This is a genomic window from Pseudomonas oryzihabitans, assembly GCF_001518815.1.
Classification (GTDB): Bacteria; Pseudomonadota; Gammaproteobacteria; order Pseudomonadales; family Pseudomonadaceae; genus Chryseomonas; species Chryseomonas oryzihabitans_E.
This window is the reverse complement of sequence record NZ_CP013987.1, coordinates 3,152,799-3,171,623: the sequence shown is the minus strand read 5'-3', so window position 1 is coordinate 3,171,623 and position 18,825 is coordinate 3,152,799. Positions and strand designations below refer to the sequence as shown.

Below are 18,825 nucleotides of genomic sequence, written 5' to 3'. Positions count from 1 at the left end.
CGATTGGATGCAGGGCTGATCCTGTCTGGAAGATTTAGCTGTTCCTGCCAATGGTAGTGGTCGACAGCATTGCTGTAGATGCGATTTTCTAGCCGTATTCGTGGCTGGGTATTTGCGCCGCTATGAATTAAATGCGAATGCCAATGGTTGCAGTATTTGTTGCATTTGGTTGTTTTGTGACTTCACGCGTTGCGTGTGGCACGCGTATAGGTTGATAAGGAAGATATGCTAAAAGATTCAACGTCTACAGAAGGTATATTGTATTTTTTGCTGATCGGCGTGGTCTTGCTGGTACTGTTGTCCAGTCTTGTTTTTGATTCTTGGTAGAGGACCGTTTTGGATGACCTGAGTATCTCTCTGATAATAGAAAAGTAGCTCTCCCTCCTGTTGGCGATAATCGAAGTCCCTAAAGGGTTCTGAGCGGCTTTAGATTGCGAAGGGGATACCTAGGTTATTATTTCGTTTCGACGGCCTCCTAGTAGCAGTGTCTTTGATTTTTTTAAAAAAATCCGATTTTTAAAAAAGTAGACTGCAGGGTTTTAGTGGGTGCTCCACACAATGGTGCTCTTGACTCCGTGCCAGGATGCGCGTGAGGTCCTGGATGTATTGCAGATATTAGGGGTTTGTTTGGTTTAATATAATTTGATGATCGTTATTTTATAGATAGATTCAGTCGAACGCGCTACGTGATTCATGGCTTCATTGTGCGGTGGATATATTAAAACAGGCTGGCCAGACAGAGGTGGTGATGGACGTCAATCTGATGGTTGTTTCTACGAAGGCACGAGCCACTGGATTCATAAAAAGCCTTGGTTCTACGTCTACTGTCTTTGGTGTTTCCCAATTTAATAGTGTTGGCTCTGCGCTCGAGGCGCTCAAGGGTGAAGAGAAGCCAGATGTTATTGTCCTGGTACTGACAAAGAGCGTCCTGAAGCCCGTTAAAATCCTAGAGCTCTTGAGCGCCGCCGCCAAAAAAAGCTCTCCTATTCCTGTTCTGCTTTTAGGGTCGGAGTCATTCCGCGCACGTGTAGATTTCGCCCTTCAAGAAGGCGCGCATATCTATATAGGTGATGAGTTATCCCATCCTCGCCTCCTGATACAGGTGTTACAAGACGTTTGGACAGGTTCTGAAGGATACCGCGTACGCAATAGCGCTCTGTCGAGAGCAAAGATCACCCTGGATTCCATCAGTGACGGAGTCATAGGTACTGACGGTGAAGGAAAGGTTGAATATATCAATCCCGCCGCTGAGAAGCTGACGGGATGGCCGAAAGAGTTGGCAAAAGGGAAGCCCGTTAGCGACGTCATGAAAGTCAAGCTTGATGGGGCATTTGGCGATATACCTCATCCGGTAGAACTGGCGCTGAGTAAGCTAGCACCTACAGGATTGAGTGCAGGCGCTGTCCTCCTGAGGCGTAACGGTGGATCAATAGACATCGAGGACTCCACCGCGCCAATGATCGATGAGAAGGGGGCTGTAACGGGGGCTGTCATCGTATTCCATGATGTCTCGATGGAGCGCGCCATGAAGGCCAAGATGACTTATCTGGCGGAGCATGATCAGTTGACCCATCTGCCCAATCGCCTGTTGTTCCGTGACAGGGCAGCACAATCATTGCGATCCGCCGTTAGGAACCATTCAAACGTCGCGATACTCTTTCTAGACTTGGATAACTTCAAAGGGATAAACGATTCCTTTGGCCACTCGGTGGGCGATAAGCTTCTGGTTTCGGTTGCTGCTCGACTGTCGGGATGTGTGCGGGAGGAAGATACGGTAAGCAGACAGGGAGGCGATGAGTTTTTAGTATTGCTCGCAGGACTCAAGAGTCGCGAAGCTGCCGAGAAAGTCGCGAAAAAAATCATATCTAGTTGCAATGAACCTTATTTGATAGATCATCAAGAAATTCATATTACGATCAGTATGGGTATAGGGTTTTCTCCGCAAGAACATGTCGATATAGATTCGCTCATTGCGCAAGCTGACACTGCCATGTACCGGACGAAACAGAACGGCCGAAACGGGTATACCTTCTTTAGTAATGAAATAGGCGCTCAGGCCCAGGAGCGGCAGAAAATCGAGGAGGGTCTACGTCAGTGCATCGATCTTAACGAGATCAGGCTTGTCTACCAGCCTAAGATCGATCTTTCGAACGGTGCGGTTGTAGGTGTTGAAGCGTTGATGAGATGGCGCAATGACGCTTTGGGAGAAGTTGCGCCAAATAGTTTTATTCCCGTCGCTGAGGCGACGAGATTGGTGGTGGCGTTAGGTCGGTGGGCGATAAAGGAAGCCTGTACCCAAATAGGCCAATGGAAGTCGCTGGGTTTAGGGGAGATCAAAATCGCCGTCAATGTGTCGGCGTTGGAGTTGGAAGACGACTCCTACGCAGACTACGTTTCTACGGTTTTGCGCGATTGTAAGCTGGATCCGGGTCTACTGCAGCTAGAAGTAACGGAGACGATTTTTATAAAGGATTTGAGCGAATGCTTGATAAGGTTGGAGGTGCTGAAAGAGGCGGGCGTTTTGCTTGCACTCGATGATTTTGGTACCGGTTATTCGAGCTTTTCATACTTGACCCGTATGCCCTTTGATTTTCTAAAAATAGACAGGTCATTTGTTCATGATATCGAATTGGATAGCGGCAGGGAGGCGGTGGTCGGTGCCATGCTCTCAATGGCGAAAAGCCTAGGCCTCACGGTGATAGCTGAAGGCATAGAAACCTCTGCCGAAGCAGATTTTTTTATGAATAGCGGATGCGATCAGGCCCAAGGGTTTTTTTTCAGTAAACCCTTGGAGGCCATGGATATGTCCTACTTTCTTAGCCAGCAGCGCTTGTCTACAGCGTGATCTCTCCAGAAATGCTCTGGGCATAATGCGCTGGGTCGTGGCACCGGCTCGGACAGTCAGACTGGATGTGTGATGGGCGTTTTTGCCTACAGGCATGTTGACGATCCATTCACGCTGCAAGGGCTGTACGTGTCTTAACTGCGTATCGGCAGATATGACAGCAGGCGATCGGTTTCCTTTTTCACTACGGCATAGCATTCGCAACTCAGCTGTTCGAGTTGCTTACGGTCGAGTACCGTGATGTGGCCGCGGCTGTATTCGATAATGCCCTGGCGCTGCAGTTTGCCCGCGGCCTCGGTGACCCCTTCGCGACGTACGCCGAGCATGTTGGCGATCAATTCCTGGGTCATGTTCAGCTGATCGCCAGGCAGACGATCCAGCGACAATAACAGCCAACGGCACAGCTGCTGGTCTATCGAATGGTGGCGGTTGCAGACAGCGGTCTGCGACATCTGGGTGATCAGTGCCTGGGTATATCGCAGCATCAGCACCAGCATGTCACCATGTCGATCGAATTCTTCCGTTAGGCGCTGACCTTGCAGCCGATACGCATAGCCGCCGCTCTGTACCACGGCGCGGCTAGGTGTGCTCTCTCCGCCCATGAACAGCGAGATACCCACCAAGCCTTCATTACCCACCACGGCGATTTCCGCCGTGGCGCCGTTTTCCATCACGTTGAGCAGCGAAACGATCGAGTCGGTGGGGAAGTAGACGTAGCGTACGGACTCACCAGATTCATAGAGCACCTGACCCAGCGCCAGATGGACGAGCTCCAGGTGCGAAGAGAGCCGTTGCTGGACGTCGTCAGGTAGAGCAGCCAACAAGCTATTGCGTTGCGGCTTGGAGTCTTCGGGCATAGCTTCTCTTCGGCAGTGCGGTCGGATTGAGCCGTCACTATACGCCTGGCGTCACCCACGCATGCTCCCTTGGCCTCAGGTGCTGCTGGGACGACTCGTATCGGCGATGTTGATCAGGTTTTGACCGCGGGCGTGTGCAGACTCGTAGCGATCCAGCTCGCTGGGCGACGCCTTAAGGATGGTGACGGTTGCGGAGTCCGCCGGCCTGACGTCGCGCCGGGTGACCTGGATGATATTGCCCGAACTTTGTGAAACGACGAAATAGGCGAGCATAACGGCTTCCTCGTGCCTGTTTCAGCGATCTTGCTGTGTGGCTCGCAAAAGGCGAAGTGAGATACGACCGATGCCTTCGCTCAGCATCTTTCAGGGCCCGTTAAGCACTACTGCAAGGAAATCCACTTTTCAGGCCTCGACCCACTGGAGGATTGCCTCAAAGGATGCCTAATCGCCATTTATATCTGTACCAGTACGCCCCTGTTCAAGTGGTGTCAGGATGGCTGCGCTAGCGACCAAACCCAGCCGAGGTGTTGATGCTGATTTAGGTGATAGGTAACGATAGAGGGAAGTGATCCAAGGCTTCCTGGAGATGAGTCCACTTGGAATGAGCGGTGTGGCCAAGCATGGGTTTGGCCTTGAACAGGGCCGTCTACGATAGGAAGCGCTTTATAGGGGTCACGCCCGACGAGAGAGTCCGTCATCTTCATTCACTCCTTGGTATATAGGTCTGGACAGTTGGTACGAGCCCATGCAAGACAAAACTCCTGTTCTTTGCTGAGTTTGCCTGCGTCAGTGAGGGCTTGCTCAAGATCGGTTTGAACCTAGAGCTTGAGGTCAGCGGCGTGAGCGATTTTGAAGCGTTTCAGCAAAACGATTGACCAAATCCGCTTCCAAGTTGGTGAGCCTGAGCTGAAACCGTACCGTAAGGACCATGAGCACCTCCTGTGCTTCTATTCCAATAGGGTAGTGAGTATCCCGCAAGAAACCGCTCTAGCGCCAGTGATAGCTGTGGGATTCAGCATGTCCGGGCAGCGCCTCCGCGGGTGTGCGCTCTACCAATAATCAAATAGGAAGAACGGCAAAACTACAATGACGACCGTTCCTGCAACTGCGATGAACAGCAGGATACCAACGTAGGCGACGCTTTTTCTCGACCTCAAAATTTTCCGTGCCACAACTCACCGTCTCCACGGATTTCACTTCTGGCTTTTCCTTAGACTGCTCATTATCGTTTTTTTCCTTCCATGCCCGACCGGTGGGCCTCGCGCCTGGCTTAGCAATCAGCGCCAAGATGACGGTTACGCTAGTCAGCAGCAAAGTCGTCCGTGGATGCAGACCGAGAACTATGGACGCTGTCTTCGCGCTGGCTATGCCTTATGCAAGTTCCAGATCGGGAGTACACGCTCCTCGATGTAGAAGTCCTGCCGCCCCAGGCCAGTCCTACTGGTTATCGATGATTTAGGCGCCAGTCGTGACAACGACTTCGAGCGCATGAGCATCGTTGAAGTGGTGTACAAGCGCTACGAGGAGATGAAGCCGACCGTCCCTCTCGGCTGCCAAGTTCGAGGCGAGCGTAGGCGAACGCACTGCTGACCGGCTCCGCGAGGGTGGCGGCTTCGTCCTGTTCGAGTGGGAAAGCACTCGTCGAAGTGCCGCATGAAGCCCTGCTGGTTCGTTCTATTCCCTGGCCGACCGCCGTTCGCAATGGTCGGCGCCCAAGTAACCCGCGACGATGCGCTGACCTCGGCTCGCATCATCTGGCCGGAGGCCGACGTAGCATGATGTTCACCAAGCAAAAGATGACCGAAGCCCGCCGCCTGGCCTATGACCAGGGATTCAATCGCGGCTCCGTCACGGACCCCTAGATCCAGCAGACCGAGGCCCATATCCACTTCCGCGAGCAGGAGCTTGCCCAGTCGGTGGAGCGCGAGCGCAATGCGCCGGCCCCGGCACCACGCCGCGCGATCGGTAACCTCCTGGTCGATGGCGATGAAGGGTAAGACACTTAGCGCCGCGGAAAAGCGCTTCCATAATGCTGTGTCCAGCCTGGGCTGCATCGCACGTCGGCTGGATGGCCGCCTGAACCTACTCGTGAGCATCCACCACATCGAAGGTCGCGCCTGGTCCGGCGCCCACCTGCGCCTGCTACCGCTGCGCGCTAGCCGCCATCAGGATGGAACCGGCATGCCCGGCCTGATTGCCATCCACCCTTGGAAGCGCCGATTCGAGAACCGTTACGATGCCCAAGACAAGCTGCTGCAGCGCTGCCATGGGCTGCTGGCCAAAGCGGGTGCTGCATGACCGCCGCCCTCATGCCCTGAGCCCCGCCGCGCTATTCGCGCCCAAAGACCCGCCGGAATGACAGGGAAGCCATTGAGCAAAAGCAACTGTTCGACTGGCTCGACCTGCAGTACCCGAAAGTGATCTACCACGTCCCTAAAGGCGGCAAACGCGACGCGACTACGGCTAAGAAGTTACAGGGGCAGGGCGTAACGGTTGGCATCCCTGACATCTGCATCGATCTAGCGCGCTGCGGCTATTTCGGTACGCGGATTGGGTTCAAGCTGAACCGTGTGCACAAGAGCACTGTTTCCCCGGTGCAGCGTGAGACCCTGGACCATCTGAGCGAAGCAGGTTTCTTGGCTTGGGTCTGCGTTGGCTTTGAGGATGCGCCTAGCCATCACCGCTTATTTGCGCCTACCCAGAATCGAGGTCATCCAGTGATCACTATGCAGCACACGATCCACGACATAGCCGCCCAGATCTTGGGGCGGTCCCTAGTCGTTCTGCCAAGCCACCTCGACAAGGCACACGTAGCTGCTCCTGATAACGCTCAGGAGCTTGTCGACGAAATACACGCTATTGCTGCGCTTCGCATGGGTACTGCTACGGACGATGAGCTGCGCCGAAGGTGCCGCGTATTGGAGGAGCAGCGCAGCCAATGCTTCGTCCGTATATCTACCGCCCAGGGTCTGCGCTCTGGTCGAGGTCAGGATGACCGGTTCCTGTCTTGGAAAGACAGCAGCACCATCGACAGAGCGGCGCAGGAAAAAAACCAGCGTGACATGTCACGCGCCCAGAGCGAGAAGGTCCTGATCATTGAGGAGATCGACCGAAGGACTAATGCGCAAGTAGCACGGCCCTGACCTCACCCGGAAGGTGAAGCTGATTTCGCGTTGCGTGATAGGTCACAGGGGAGGCGTCACCAAAGGCGTCATCTACGAGAGGGCGTGCGACGCCTGTGCTGGTACCAGCTGGGTCGACTACACCCCTGGCCAGGCGCTGCCCGTAGAGGATCTGGTCTTCACCCTGAGCCACCGCCTCCTGCACTTGGAACAGCTGCTGGCCACCCTGCAGTGGATGCAGCACGACGAATCGAGCAACCGCCGCGGCCCGCACGGCACGCATCGCACCGGAGACTCACCATAAGCATTACCGTGACATCCTAAGTGCAGTCGTCCGCTGCCTGTCCGCCCAGATCATCGACAACACCAGCAAGCAGGCCTGACAGAAGCTCTATGACGCCGGCCACCTGGAAGTGCAATCTGGCAGCGGCCTTAGCCCGCAGGAGCAGCGCGACTTGGACTACCTGCTGCACGCTCCGCTACACCATCAGCTATCGTCACTGGACTGGACTGGACTGGTGGCCAAGTACAGCACGGGCAAGGCACGCAAGGTCGATGCCATGGATTCCTGATCCCGCGCCCTGAGTAACCAGCGCCACGGCTGTTTGTATGGAAGGCGGCCACTGCCTGGCCGATCCCTGAGCTACGCGGGTAGAATGGCACCGATCCACAGACATAGTCGTCTCGCTCAAAGCATGCTACTACATGAACAGCTGGGACCCGGATGCACGCCCCGAGCAGACGTGCCGCCGGTGGTGCGGTGGCATCGGTAAGCGCTGCGAGGATCTAGTGACCCAGGCGCTTAGTCGTACTAACACCGTGGTAACAGAAGAAGGGCTACTGGGTCATATTGCCGCTCGACGGTAGCGAGCGTTTGAGCAATTATTTCCCTATCTTGCCAATTTTGTGCGTATAGAAGATGCAGACGACTTTGAAGCCCGCCCACTGAGGCGGGCTTTTTTATGCCTGCTCTAAAACAAGAGCCGCGCGAAATCCCCGAGCGTAGGAAGAAGTAGTCCACTTCTGTGGGTCGCCTTTCATTACTCTTTCCTTCGATGGACCATGACGCCACTGGATAATTAAACGCTATAATACGGATCGCTCAAGCATAAGCGGTAAAGTAAACGCTTTATAAAGACTAGCCCCCGTTAGCGCGACGTGGTGTGCGGATGATCGGTCAAGCTTCAGATGGCTGGTAATAGTGGCCACTGAACAGAAAGCTCAAGGACGTTTCCAATATCGAGCAAACTTAGCAAAATGAGAATCAAAATGGCTGAAGATGTTAGAGGTGTAGTGGGTAGTGGCGCGCGTTCAGGCTGTCTGCCGTCTACCCCAGAAGAGAGGCAGTATCGAAAAGCTGAGGTACGCAGGCAAAAAGCCGAAAAACTTCGTCAGCATTTTCTTTTATCTCGCTCTCTAGGAGCGGATAGGGAAAAAAGCTAGTTCCACAATAATAAAGACTACCGGTAGTAGTGGCTACTGAACATCTCATAGTTTTCTACCTCGAATCTATTGAGGCCATTCACGGTCTCCCTGTGAGGTGGTAAATGATTGTCCCAACTAGTAGGTGGCAAAGATTCAGTTCGCCGAACGCCTCAGCCCTGCTCGCAAGAGCATTGCACGGACCATACGTGATGCCCTCCGAATTCCTGAGCGCACACGCAGCTGAACCTGACCCAGCCGAGGAGTTGCGTCCTGATGAGATAGATTCGGTCAGCCTGCCTAAAGAAGATTCAGACGCTTTCGATGAACCAGTGACAGGTGAGAATGACGATCAAGAGCCAGCCCCTCGGTGATTCGTGGGAGATGAAATTTAGCCTGGCTATAGCGCCGGGCTTTTTGTTTCAGGGAGTCAATCAGCTCGATGGGCGCCTTTTTCATGCTGAGCTAGTACCCGCCTCTAGCTTCGTGTGCACGTGTCTTAACTGCGTATCGGCAGATATGACAGCAGGTGATCGGTTTCCTTTTTCACTACGGCATAGCATTCGCAACTCAATTGTTCGAGTTGCTTACGGTCGAGTACCGTGATGTGGCCGCGGCTGTATTCGATAACGCCCTAGCGCTGCAGTTTGCCCGCGGCCTCGGTGACCCCTTCGCGACGTACGCCGAGCATGTTGGCGATCAATTCCGGGGTCATGTTCAGCTGATCGCCAGGCAGACGATCCAGCGATAATAACAGCCAACGACACAGCTGCTGGTCTATCGAATGGTGGCGGTTCTATACGCCTGGCGTCACCCACGAATGCTCCCTTGGTGTCAGGTGCTGCTGAGATGGCTCGCCGTATCGGCGATGTTGATCAGGTCCTGGCCGCGTGCGTGTGCAGACTCGTAGCTAGCCAGTTCGCTGGGCAACGCCTCGAGGAAGGTGACGGTTGCGGAGTCCGCTGGCCTGACGTCGCGCCTGGTGACCCGAATGATGTTTCCCGAACTTTTTGAAACGACGAAGTAAGCAAGCATAACGGCTTCCTCATGGGTGTATGAGCGATGTTGCTGTGTAGTGCCCTTCTGGGAGTTCGCGAGGCAGGTCGCTGTGCTTTTGTTCGTAGACCAGACCAGCAGTTCGTTCAGATGGCCCTGTCCCAGTCGTGAATATCAGGGATATCCTTGCATGATGCGGCTTTTCGCCGGTCCTGCGTCGTCAAGTCCTGTCCCTCTGTCTCGCGCGCTGCTGCGAAGGGCTCGGAGCGCGCTGGCATTGCGCAGCTCTAGTTGTCCGGCCAGCGCACATCGACCTGATGCTCCAGGCCATCGTCGATCAAATCGATGCTGTCGCCTTGCACCATCGTGCCGTCCATTTGAATGGTCGGCTGGGGCAGGTCGCCGCGGGAAAGTGCAATGCGGTAGAGGGTGGTGCCGAACCGATACTCCAGGCTGAAGGTCGCCCACTCTGCCGGTAGCACCGGGCGGATGCGCAACTGGCTGCCGCTGCGTTGCACGCCGAGGAGCGACTCGACGATCAGCTGATACATCCAGCCGGCGGAGCCGGTGTACCAGCTCCAACCACCCCGTCCTTCGTGGGGCGGCATGCCATAGACATCGGCAGCCACGACATAGGGCTCGACTTTGTAGATGGCGGTGGCATCGTTCCCGTGGCCGACTGGATTGATCATCCGCAGTAGCTCCCATGCCCGGGCACTGTCTCCCAACTCGGCAAACGCCATGCCCGCCCACACCGCCGCATGGGTGTACTGCCCACCGTTCTCGCGAACACCGGGTACATAGCCCTTGATGTAGCCAGGATCAAATACACCCTGGTCGAAGGGCGGATCAAGCAGCTGCACCAGGCCGATATCACGACGCATGAGGTGCTGCTCCAGAGACGCCATGGCCGCGCGTTGGCGCGGCTCCGGCGCTGCGCCCGACAGCACCGACCAGCTCTGAGCGATGGAGTCGATGCGGCATTCATCATTGCCAGCCGAACCCAGGGGCGTACCATCGTCGAAGTAGGCGCGGCGATACCAGTCTCCGTCCCACGCGTGCGCATCGAGGCTGAGGCGCAAGGTCTCGGCCTCTTCTTCGCAGCGCTTGGCAAAGGCGGCATCGTCATGGAGCAGGGCGGTGGTGGCGAAGCGGCGGAGCACGTCGTAGCCAAAGAAACCGAGCCAGACGCTTTCGCCCTTGCCCCCTTCGCCGACGCGGTTCATGCCATCGTTCCAGTCGCCGTCACCCATCAGCGGCAAGCCGTGAGCGCCACGCGCCAGGCTGTGCTCAATGGCCCTCACGCAATGCTGGTATAGCGTCTCTCGTAAGGGGGAGTGGGTCGGCAGGTCGTAATAGGACTGTTCACCAGCGTTCAGCGCGCGTCCTTCCAGGTAGCCCACGGTTTCCGAGAGTACGCTGGCATCTCCCGTGACCTTGACGTAGCGGCTGGTCGCCCAGGCCAGCCAGAGATAGTCGTCGGAGCAGCGGGTACGCACACCGCGATCCAAGGGCGGGTGCCACCAATGCTGCACATCACCTTCGATGAATTGATGAGCAGCGCACAGCAGGAGGTGCCGACGAACCGCGGTCGGATCGGCATGCAGCATGGCCATGCTGTCCTGCAACTGATCGCGGAAACCGAACGCCCCGCCGGATTGGTAATAGCCACTGCGGGCCCAGAAGCGGCAAGCGATCACCTGATACATCAGCCAGCCATTGACCAGTACGTCCACGGCCGGCTCTGGCGTATTGATCTGCAGCTTGCCGAGCGTGTCGTGCCAGTGCTCGCGGACGCATTGCAATTCCGCTTCTGCGGTGACGTTGCCCCGCATGCGTAGCACCAGATGCGATGCCGAGGTGGCATCCTGCGCCGCGCCGAGCCGAAAGGTGACGCTGCGCTTCTCGCCAGGCACCAGTTGCATATCCACCCGTAGGGCAGCGCAAGGATCGAGCCCTGGGCCGCTGCGCCCGGACAGGTTGGGCTGTGCCATCGCTGCCGGCGCCGCGAGATGTCCGTTGCGGCCGATGAAGTCACAGCGGCCGGCGGTACTGCTGGCGATCGGCATATCGACATCGAAGAAGGCCACCCGGCCTGGGAACTCGATGGAGTAGCTGTTGCGTGCCAGGAGCGCGCCGCTGTTCGGGTCGGCCTCGCTGACCACGTGCATGCAGGATTTCTCGCGAAGATCTCCGAGTACCCAGGCCACGTAGCCGGTGATCGATAGCCGCCGAGGTCGATCTGTAGCGTTATGGATTTTCAGGTGCGAGAACTTGACCGGATCCTGAAGCGATACATAGACCCACAGCTCGCTGCGAATACCGTCTTCCTCGTGTTCGAAGACGCTGTAGCCGAAGCCGTGCCGGGTCACGTAAGTACCCTTGCCAGGGCGGGGCAAGGGTGTGGGCGACCAGTAGTGGCCGCTGTCCTCGTCGCGTAGGTAGAAGGTCTCGTCGCCTGGGTCACTGACCGGATCATTGCGCCACGGGGTCAGGCGGAATTCGTGGGCATTTTCATACCAGGTGTAGGCGTTGCCACTTTCCGAAATCACGCTGCCGAAGTTGGGGTTTGCCAGCACGTTCACCCAGGGCGCTGGCGTGCGCTGTCCACCATGCGAGTGAATGACGTATTCCTTGCCATCGGCGCTGAAGCCGCCATGGGGGTTGCCGAGGATCAGGGACGCATCGGCCAGCGGAGTCGCAGCGGTCGGAACGACGCTGGGCAATAGCTTGGCATCGAAAGCAGGTAGCCTCGGTTCCGCGCGGCGCCGGTGGACCTGTTCGGCGAGACTGCCGCGCTCGTCGCTGAACACCAGGTGAGCGACCGCCAGCATCAGCACACGATCCTCATGGGAGAGCTGTTGCGCCGGGCGGACGAAGATGCCACCTGGCCGATCGATCAAGTGCGCCTCGCTGCCCGAGGTGACCAGCTCCATGATCGAGTCCTGCAGTTCCTGCCGATAGCCCGCTTGGTCTTCGTTCCAGATCACCAGATCGACACTAAGCCCTTTGTGTCGCCAGTAGGCGTGAGCCTGCACCAGCTTGCGCACTAGATCGATATGGATAGCCGTGGAAATCTGCAGCAGCACTATGGGTCGGTCGCCCGAGATCGCCTGGCCCCAGAGGCCGCTTTGATTGCGCTGATTGGCCGCGAGGATACTCGGTGCGGCCCGCAGTGAGGGATTGGTATAGATGATGGACGCAGCCATCTGCTCGAACATCCGCGCCTCGGCGTGGGAGGTGTTGAGCTGGCGCAAAAGCACCTGGCTGTGGGTCCAGCTCAGGTCGAAGACGCGGTCAGCAAGGCGGCGGTCGCGGTATTTGTTGATCAGCTGGAGGCAACCCTCACGGTTGTCGCTCACGCCGGTCACCAGGTCGATGGTGGCGATCTGGCCTGGGTCGAAGGTGATCCGGCAGCGGATGGCCACGATGGGATCGAGCACCGCGCCGGCGGTACCGGAAAGTGCCTCAGCATCCATGGCGGCGGGGTACGTCAGGTTCCGCCCACGTCCGATGAAGCGGGCTCGATCGGTTTCGTAGGAGATTGCCGCGATGTCCGCATCGTGGACCGCCAGTAGGTGACACAACCACGGCACCTTTTCATCACTGGAGCGTGGCCGCCGGCTACACAGGATGGCCTGCAGTGGTGTGAGCAGTTCGCTTTGCACGAACAGCTTGCTGAATGCTGGGTGCAAGGCGTCGCTCAAGGCAGGGGCCAGGACCACTTCCGCGTAGCTGGTAAGCTCCAGGGTTCGGCGCCGTCCACTGCGATTGCTGATGTGCAGGCGCCGTAATTCGATGTCGTCTTCCGGCGAGACGACGATTTCGGTATGGACATCGAAATCACGTTCGCGGACCCGAAATTCGGCCCTGGCATCGGTGAAGATCGCCTCGAAGCCCTCCGTCTTGCGTAAGGTCGGCTGGTGCGCCGACGACCAGAAGTCGCCGTTGTCCACATCGCGGAGGTAACAGAAGGTGCCGGTGTTATCGCAAGTGATGTCTTCCTGCCAGCGCGTGACGGCAAGATCATCGCGGCGGCTATAGCCGCCGCCGGCATTACTGATCATCACATGATATCGGCCGTTGGAAAGCAACTGCACCGCCGGGTGCCGGCGGCAAGGATCGGTGTAGACCCGTAGCTTGTTCTCATTGGCACGGGAGACCTGGCCTTCCAGCGAGGCATTGGCAGTGTGCAGGTACTGCGCGGCGCTTTTCGGCGCCCGCTCCTGCAGCAGCAGGGACGTGGCCTGGAACTGCGGATTGGCTTCGAAGCGGCGCTGCATAGGCCGATCGAGCAAGACATGGGTCAATGACAGCAGGCTCATGCCCTGATGGTGCGCCATGAACGACTGAATGAGTCCGGCGCTCTGCCCTGGAGGCAAGCGGGCGCTGGTGAAGTCGATCGCTTCATACAGGCCATAGCGGCCAGCCATGCCCATGCCGGCCAGGCGTTGGAGATTCTTGCACGCGGCTTCTGGCGCTACCATCAGCGCCAGCACCGAGGCATAGGGTGCCATCACCAGGTCTTCGCCAAGCCCGCGCTTGAGACCGAGCCCGGGTACGCCGAAGGCCCGGTACTGGTAGTTGAGATGCGCGTCCAGGGTGCTGTAGCCGGACTCGGATACGCCCCATGGCAGGCCCAGTTGCTGGCCGTATTCGATCTGTCTCGCCACGGCCGCGCGGCAGGTCTGGTCGAGCAGGGTGCCGGCATGGTTGGGCATGACCAGCATCGGCATCAGGTACTCGAACATCGAGCCGGTCCAGGACAGCAATACGGGATTGCCGCCGTTGCTCGTCAACAGCCGGCCGAGGGTGAACCAACTTTCCTGTGGCAGTTGTCCCTGCGCGATGGCCAGGAAACTGGTCAGACGTGCTTCCGACGCCAGGAGATCATAGTAGCCGCCGTCCAGGCGTTGTTCCTCGACGTTGTAGCCAATGGTCAGCAGCTCGCGTTGCGAGTTGTAGAGGAAGGTGAAGTCCATGTCGGCCAGGTCGGCAGTGAGATCCGCCAGGCGCAGCGCGGTGACGATGCGCTCCTTGGCCTGGGCGATTACCGCCCGTACCTGAGGCTGCTCGGCCACAGGCCACTGCGTAACCTCCAGCTGCGCCAGCTCATGCCAGCTGGCCGACGCCAGGGGGGAGCCGGGCAGGATCAGGCTGGCCAACTCGCCGTGGAGATCCTCGCATTGAGCGAGCAATGCCAGACGCCAGTAGTCGGCTTCGGGAGCCACTTCTAGCGCGGGTTTCAGAGCCTCGGCCCAAACGATCAGGCGCTGCAGGACGGTACTGATCTCTTTCAGACCTTCAAGCGTATGGGCGGACGCCAATTCGCTGTGCGCGCCGTCGAGCAGGCGCTCATCCAGTTCGCTCGCCTGTATTGCCCCTCGCAGCACGGCAAGGCAGTCCGCCATGCCACTGCACCAGTCAGGGCTGAGCAGTGGCGCGTGCGGCAATTCATAAAGCCCGGAGCGCAGCGTCAGTAGCAGGCCAGCCAGATTGCCGCTGTCCACCGTGGACACGTAGCGCGGCGGCAGCGGTTGCAGGGTCTGGGTGTCGTACCAGTTGTAGAAGTGGCGGCGATGACGCTCCAGCCGCGACATGCTGGCCAGTGTCTTATCCAATCGTGTGAGCAGGCGGCCCCCGCTCAGGTAGGCGAAGTCATGGGCCGCCAGGTGGGACAGTAGCGCCATGCCCATGTTGGTTGGCGAGGTTCGGTGGGCGGTCACCGCCGTTGGCTGCTCCTGAATGTTGTCCGGTGGCAGCCAGTTATCGCCAGGGCCCACATGATCGTCGAAGAAGGCCCAGGTCTTGCGCGTCAGGCCGCGCAGAAATTGCTGCTCCGCGGGAGAAGGCGTGAACATCGATGGGCCACTTGGCTGGCTCAACCGATAGGCGACGGCCGGTGCCAGCAGCCAGGCCAGCAGGAAAGGCGCGGCGATTGCCGATACCCAGGGGGCGTCACCCAGCAGCAAGGCGGCGGCCACGACGATGGCCAGCAGGGGTGCCACCCACATCAGCCGATACAGGCTCGGTAGGTCGTTGCGGCTGCTGCGCTCCACTTCGCGCGACGAATTCCATTGCAGTAGATGGCGGCGACTGATGGTTAGGCGCCACAGCGTGCGGCCGATGGCGTCCAGGCTGCTGAAGGCTTCGAAGGGTAGCCACACCAGGCTCAGCAACGCACGCGTGATCTGCTGGGTGGCACTGCGAAGGACCACCTTCAGGTGCTGACCGAGCTGGATGTCCGGGGCTTTGTGCAGCAGCTCCAGCGAGGCGCTGGTCAGGGGGTGGGTGATCACCAGCAGCAATACGCCAAGGCTCCACGCCAGCGGGTGAGAGCTGGCAAACCAACCCCATAGCAATACCCCGAGAAAGGCGGCTGGCTCCAGGCTACGACGCAGGTTGTCGATGATCTTCCAGTAGGCCAGGTGCGTCAGGCGATTCGGCTCCAGGCTACCGTCGGATTTCGGTGTCCAGGGCATCAGCCACGGCAATAACTGCCAGTCTCCGCGTATCCAGCGATGACGGCGTTTGGCGTCGGTGCTGTAGCGCGCCGGATGCTCTTCATAGAGTTGTACATCACTGATCAGGCCGGAATGGGCATAACAGCCCTCGATCAGGTCGTGGCTGAGAATACGGTTTTCGGGAAAGCGGTCCTGCAGGGCATGTTCGAAGGCATCCACGGCATAGATCCCTTTGCCGATGAATGAACCGTTGCCGAACAAGTCCTGGTAGACGTCGGAAACGGAGCGCGTATAGGGATCCACGCCAGCGTCGCTGCCGAACAGCTGAGCGTACGCGGAGCGGGCGATGCTCGGCAGGCTGATGCCGATACGAGGTTGCAGAATCGCGTAGCCGCTCGTGATGCGTTTCTGGCGCCCATCAAAGCGCGGTTGGTTGAGCGGGTGGCAGATCGCACCCAGAAGCTGCCGCGCCACCTCGCGCGGCAGTTGGGTGTCGGTATCCAGCGTGATGACGTAGCTGATCCTCGGCAGAGCAGAAAAGTTGCCGACGACCAGGGAGAAGCGTCCAGCGCCATGCCCGCGTAGTAGCGCATTGAGGTCCGCTATCTTGCCGCGCTTGCGCTCGTGGCCTATCCAGCGCTGTTCGGTGGGATTCCACCGCCGCGGGCGATGCAGCAGGAAGAACCGGGCCGGGCCGGTTTCCAGATACTTCAGGTTCAGGGCTTCGACCGCCTGGCTCGCGTAGTGCAGTATCGACGCGTCACTCTCGAGGACTTCGCTCTGGGCATCCATGAAATCGGTGAGCAAGGCGAAGTGCAGGTTAGCGTCCCGATTGGCGAGAAAGCGTACCTCCATGCCATCGATCAGTTCTTCCACATCCTGAACGCTACCGATCAGCGTTGGCACCACGACCAGTGTGCGTGCCTCGGGGGGAATGCCGGCGCTGAGATCCATGCGGGGCAGAATGTCCGGCAGCAGCGTTAGGGTCACCAGGCGGTTTACTAGCGCGATAGCCAGCTGGCTGGTCATTACCATGATCGGCCCGCCAAGCAGCACTATCGTCCAGAGCCCCCATCCGTCCGCTCTAGACCAGGTGAAGAAAGGCCAGGCCAACAGCACGCTGAGCGCTATGACGGGCACGACGAAGAACGCCATAGGCGCGCCGCGCAGTATCCTGCGGCAGCGCTCCACCAGGGAGCGCCGGGCACCCAGCTGTATTTCCAGTGTGGCCAGTCCCGCGCCCACCAGGTAGAAACCGACGTGCCTCTTTAGCGGATCCTGCTCGGCAGCGGCGTCGCAGAGCCCGATGGCCGCCTGCGCGATGTCGATCTCGGAATGCGAGCAGCTGCGCGCCAGGCGCTCGATGGCGTGGCGGTAGTGATCGCGAGTGGCGAAATCCATGCGACGGTAGATGTCAGCCGGGTCTTTGGCCAGCGCTTGTTCAACGCCGCTCATGCGTTCGACGAACTCGCGCCAGTCCGCTGCCGATAGCAGCCGCAAGCTGTTGATGCTGTTACTGATCGACACCTGCTCCGTGGCCTGCAGTTGGCCATCGAGATGAATAAGGCGTTCGACACTTTGACCGGACTCCGCCAGGGCCTGTTCGACCCAGGTCATCGGCAGAACCAGTGAGGTACTCTGGCCCTGCAAACGTCGCGAGAGCTCCGCAACGAAGGCGCTGGTCATCGGCGGCGCAGAGCGTGCGAGGTCGGCCACCAGCAGCACTACGCTCTTGGCGTCGTGCTCTGCGGTGGAAATGAAACGGTCGGCCCAGTCGTTGGCGAGGTTGCGGTCGGTCCAGCTAGCCATCACCTGTGATGCGACACGCCGAAGATTTTCGATCAACGCCAGGCGCAACATGATGGGAATGGCCCACAGCTCGCCCAGGGTCAAGGGCGTTACCGCTTGATAAGCGGTGACGAAACGGCTCAGATTATCGCTGTCGACGCGGCCGTCGCCGTGGGAGATGGTTTCCAGCGCGATGTCATACACCCGTGGAAAGGTGCGAGAGGGCCCGTCTTCCAGACCAGGCAGCTCACGGCAGTAGCCTTTGGGCAGGTGTTTCTGGGCGGTGCGTATCTGCTCTTCGACTAGATAGAAATTGTCGAGTAGCCAGGTGGCCGCTGGCGTGGCGCGTTGATTAGACAGCGCGGCCATGGTCATCGCCTGGCCACTGCTGGCCAGTACGGCGGCGTTCTCAGCAAGGCGATGAAGTAGGGCGTCCGAGGTGGTATGGGAGCTCAGCCGATGTTGTCGGGCGAGATGAGCGCCGTGGGCGGCCATCTGCTCCAGACTGAACAGTTCCGCGCGCAAGGCCGGCTCGTACTGGAAGGTGCGCGGCGCGGGATGCCGCAACCGCTGGATTGCTCGAAGCCACTGCCTATCCATGTTTTCCTTAGCATTCAACGCGATACGTAGACAACGACGCGGAGATGCCTTTCACGCTATTGCCGCGGGCACGACACCTTTGAGGGGGTGCCCATTCAGTGTGGAAGTCTGGATGTGCGGCGTCTGTCTGCTGGCACACATAGCGTCGGGCCTTGATGGCGGTTTGTGAGGTACGGCGCACACCGTCAGTTGGAGGACCTCTTAGGAGTTGCCATTGCCATTGCCATTGCCATTGCCAGTGCCCGGGTGGAGCTTCTTCGCGCTGCTGGCCGTTAGCTGCCCTCCGCCAACGGCAGCTTTGGGTCGAGAGCTGTCGTTTTCGAGACGTTTCTCCTAGCTGATAACCGTCTCTTTCGAAGATTTTGGCAGCTAGCGGCCGTCTTGCGTGACAAGCGGCGTGTGGTCGATGAGCAATAGGCAAAAGAAACCCCGCCGAAGCGGGGGATCTCGTCAGACTCTTCTATTGGCAGCCTCGTCATCACGTCTGGCCCCTACACATAGGACCAGTATGATTTCCGTGCCTTCGATCCTGTAAACGATGCGTACATCGCCCGTCCTGATCCCGCGATGCCCTGCGAGGGCGCCGCGGAGTGGCTTGCCAATTTTTTCAGGTTCACTTTCAGCGATCCGTTCCCGGATAACTTTGAGTACCCTTTTCGCCTCAGCTTTGCCTAGCTGGGCGAGATCGTGCTCGACATCAGGGTGAAACCGAACGCTCCATTTCATCAACC

The 18,825-nt window shown here is 58.4% G+C and carries 8 protein-coding genes and 1 pseudogene; 3 read left to right on the top strand and 6 right to left on the bottom strand.

Annotation, left to right across the window (positions count from 1 at the left end; all coding sequences use genetic code 11):
• Positions 1 to 748: 748 nt before the first annotated feature.
• Positions 749 to 2,845, top strand: a complete 2,097-nt coding sequence (locus APT59_RS14390; protein WP_059315490.1) for a putative bifunctional diguanylate cyclase/phosphodiesterase — start codon at positions 749 to 751, stop codon at positions 2,843 to 2,845.
• Positions 2,846 to 2,979: 134 nt separating this feature from the next.
• Here APT59_RS14390 and APT59_RS14385 read toward each other — a convergent pair whose 3' ends face one another.
• Positions 2,980 to 3,702 (bottom strand): Crp/Fnr family transcriptional regulator, encoded by a 723-nt coding sequence (locus tag APT59_RS14385; protein ID WP_059315489.1) that lies wholly within the window; start codon positions 3,700 to 3,702, stop codon positions 2,980 to 2,982.
• 75 nt (positions 3,703 to 3,777) lie between these two features.
• Positions 3,778 to 3,975, bottom strand: a complete 198-nt coding sequence (locus APT59_RS14380) for a hypothetical protein (protein ID WP_059315488.1) — start codon at positions 3,973 to 3,975, stop codon at positions 3,778 to 3,780.
• Between the two features lie 1,659 nt (positions 3,976 to 5,634).
• On the opposite strand from APT59_RS14380, the gene APT59_RS14375 reads away from it, so the two are divergent.
• Entirely contained in the window at positions 5,635 to 6,000 is a 366-nt protein-coding gene (locus APT59_RS14375; protein WP_237140522.1) for a Ref family recombination enhancement nuclease, read from the top strand.
• Between the two features lie 119 nt (positions 6,001 to 6,119).
• The gene (locus APT59_RS22740; RefSeq protein WP_059315486.1) at positions 6,120 to 6,845 is read left to right on the top strand and encodes a hypothetical protein; all 726 of its coding nucleotides are present in this window, start codon (positions 6,120 to 6,122) and stop codon (positions 6,843 to 6,845) included.
• Between the two features lie 1,900 nt (positions 6,846 to 8,745).
• Here the strand turns inward: APT59_RS22740 and APT59_RS22225 are convergent.
• The 4 genes and pseudogenes from APT59_RS22225 to APT59_RS22220 form a co-directional block, all read right to left on the bottom strand.
• Positions 8,746 to 9,042 (bottom strand): annotated as a pseudogene (locus tag APT59_RS22225) (Crp/Fnr family transcriptional regulator); the annotation flags it as partial.
• Positions 9,043 to 9,080: 38 nt separating this feature from the next.
• Complete coding sequence (locus APT59_RS14355) at positions 9,081 to 9,281, bottom strand: hypothetical protein (RefSeq protein WP_059315483.1); 201 nt, start codon at positions 9,279 to 9,281, stop codon at positions 9,081 to 9,083.
• Positions 9,282 to 9,529: 248 nt separating this feature from the next.
• On the bottom strand, positions 9,530 to 18,094 hold the full coding sequence (locus tag APT59_RS14350) for a GH36-type glycosyl hydrolase domain-containing protein (protein WP_059315482.1): 8,565 nt from the start codon (positions 18,092 to 18,094) through the stop codon (positions 9,530 to 9,532).
• Between the two features lie 450 nt (positions 18,095 to 18,544).
• Entirely contained in the window at positions 18,545 to 18,820 is a 276-nt protein-coding gene (locus tag APT59_RS22220) for a type II toxin-antitoxin system RelE family toxin (RefSeq protein ID WP_082696364.1), read from the bottom strand.
• Positions 18,821 to 18,825: the final 5 nt, after the last annotated feature.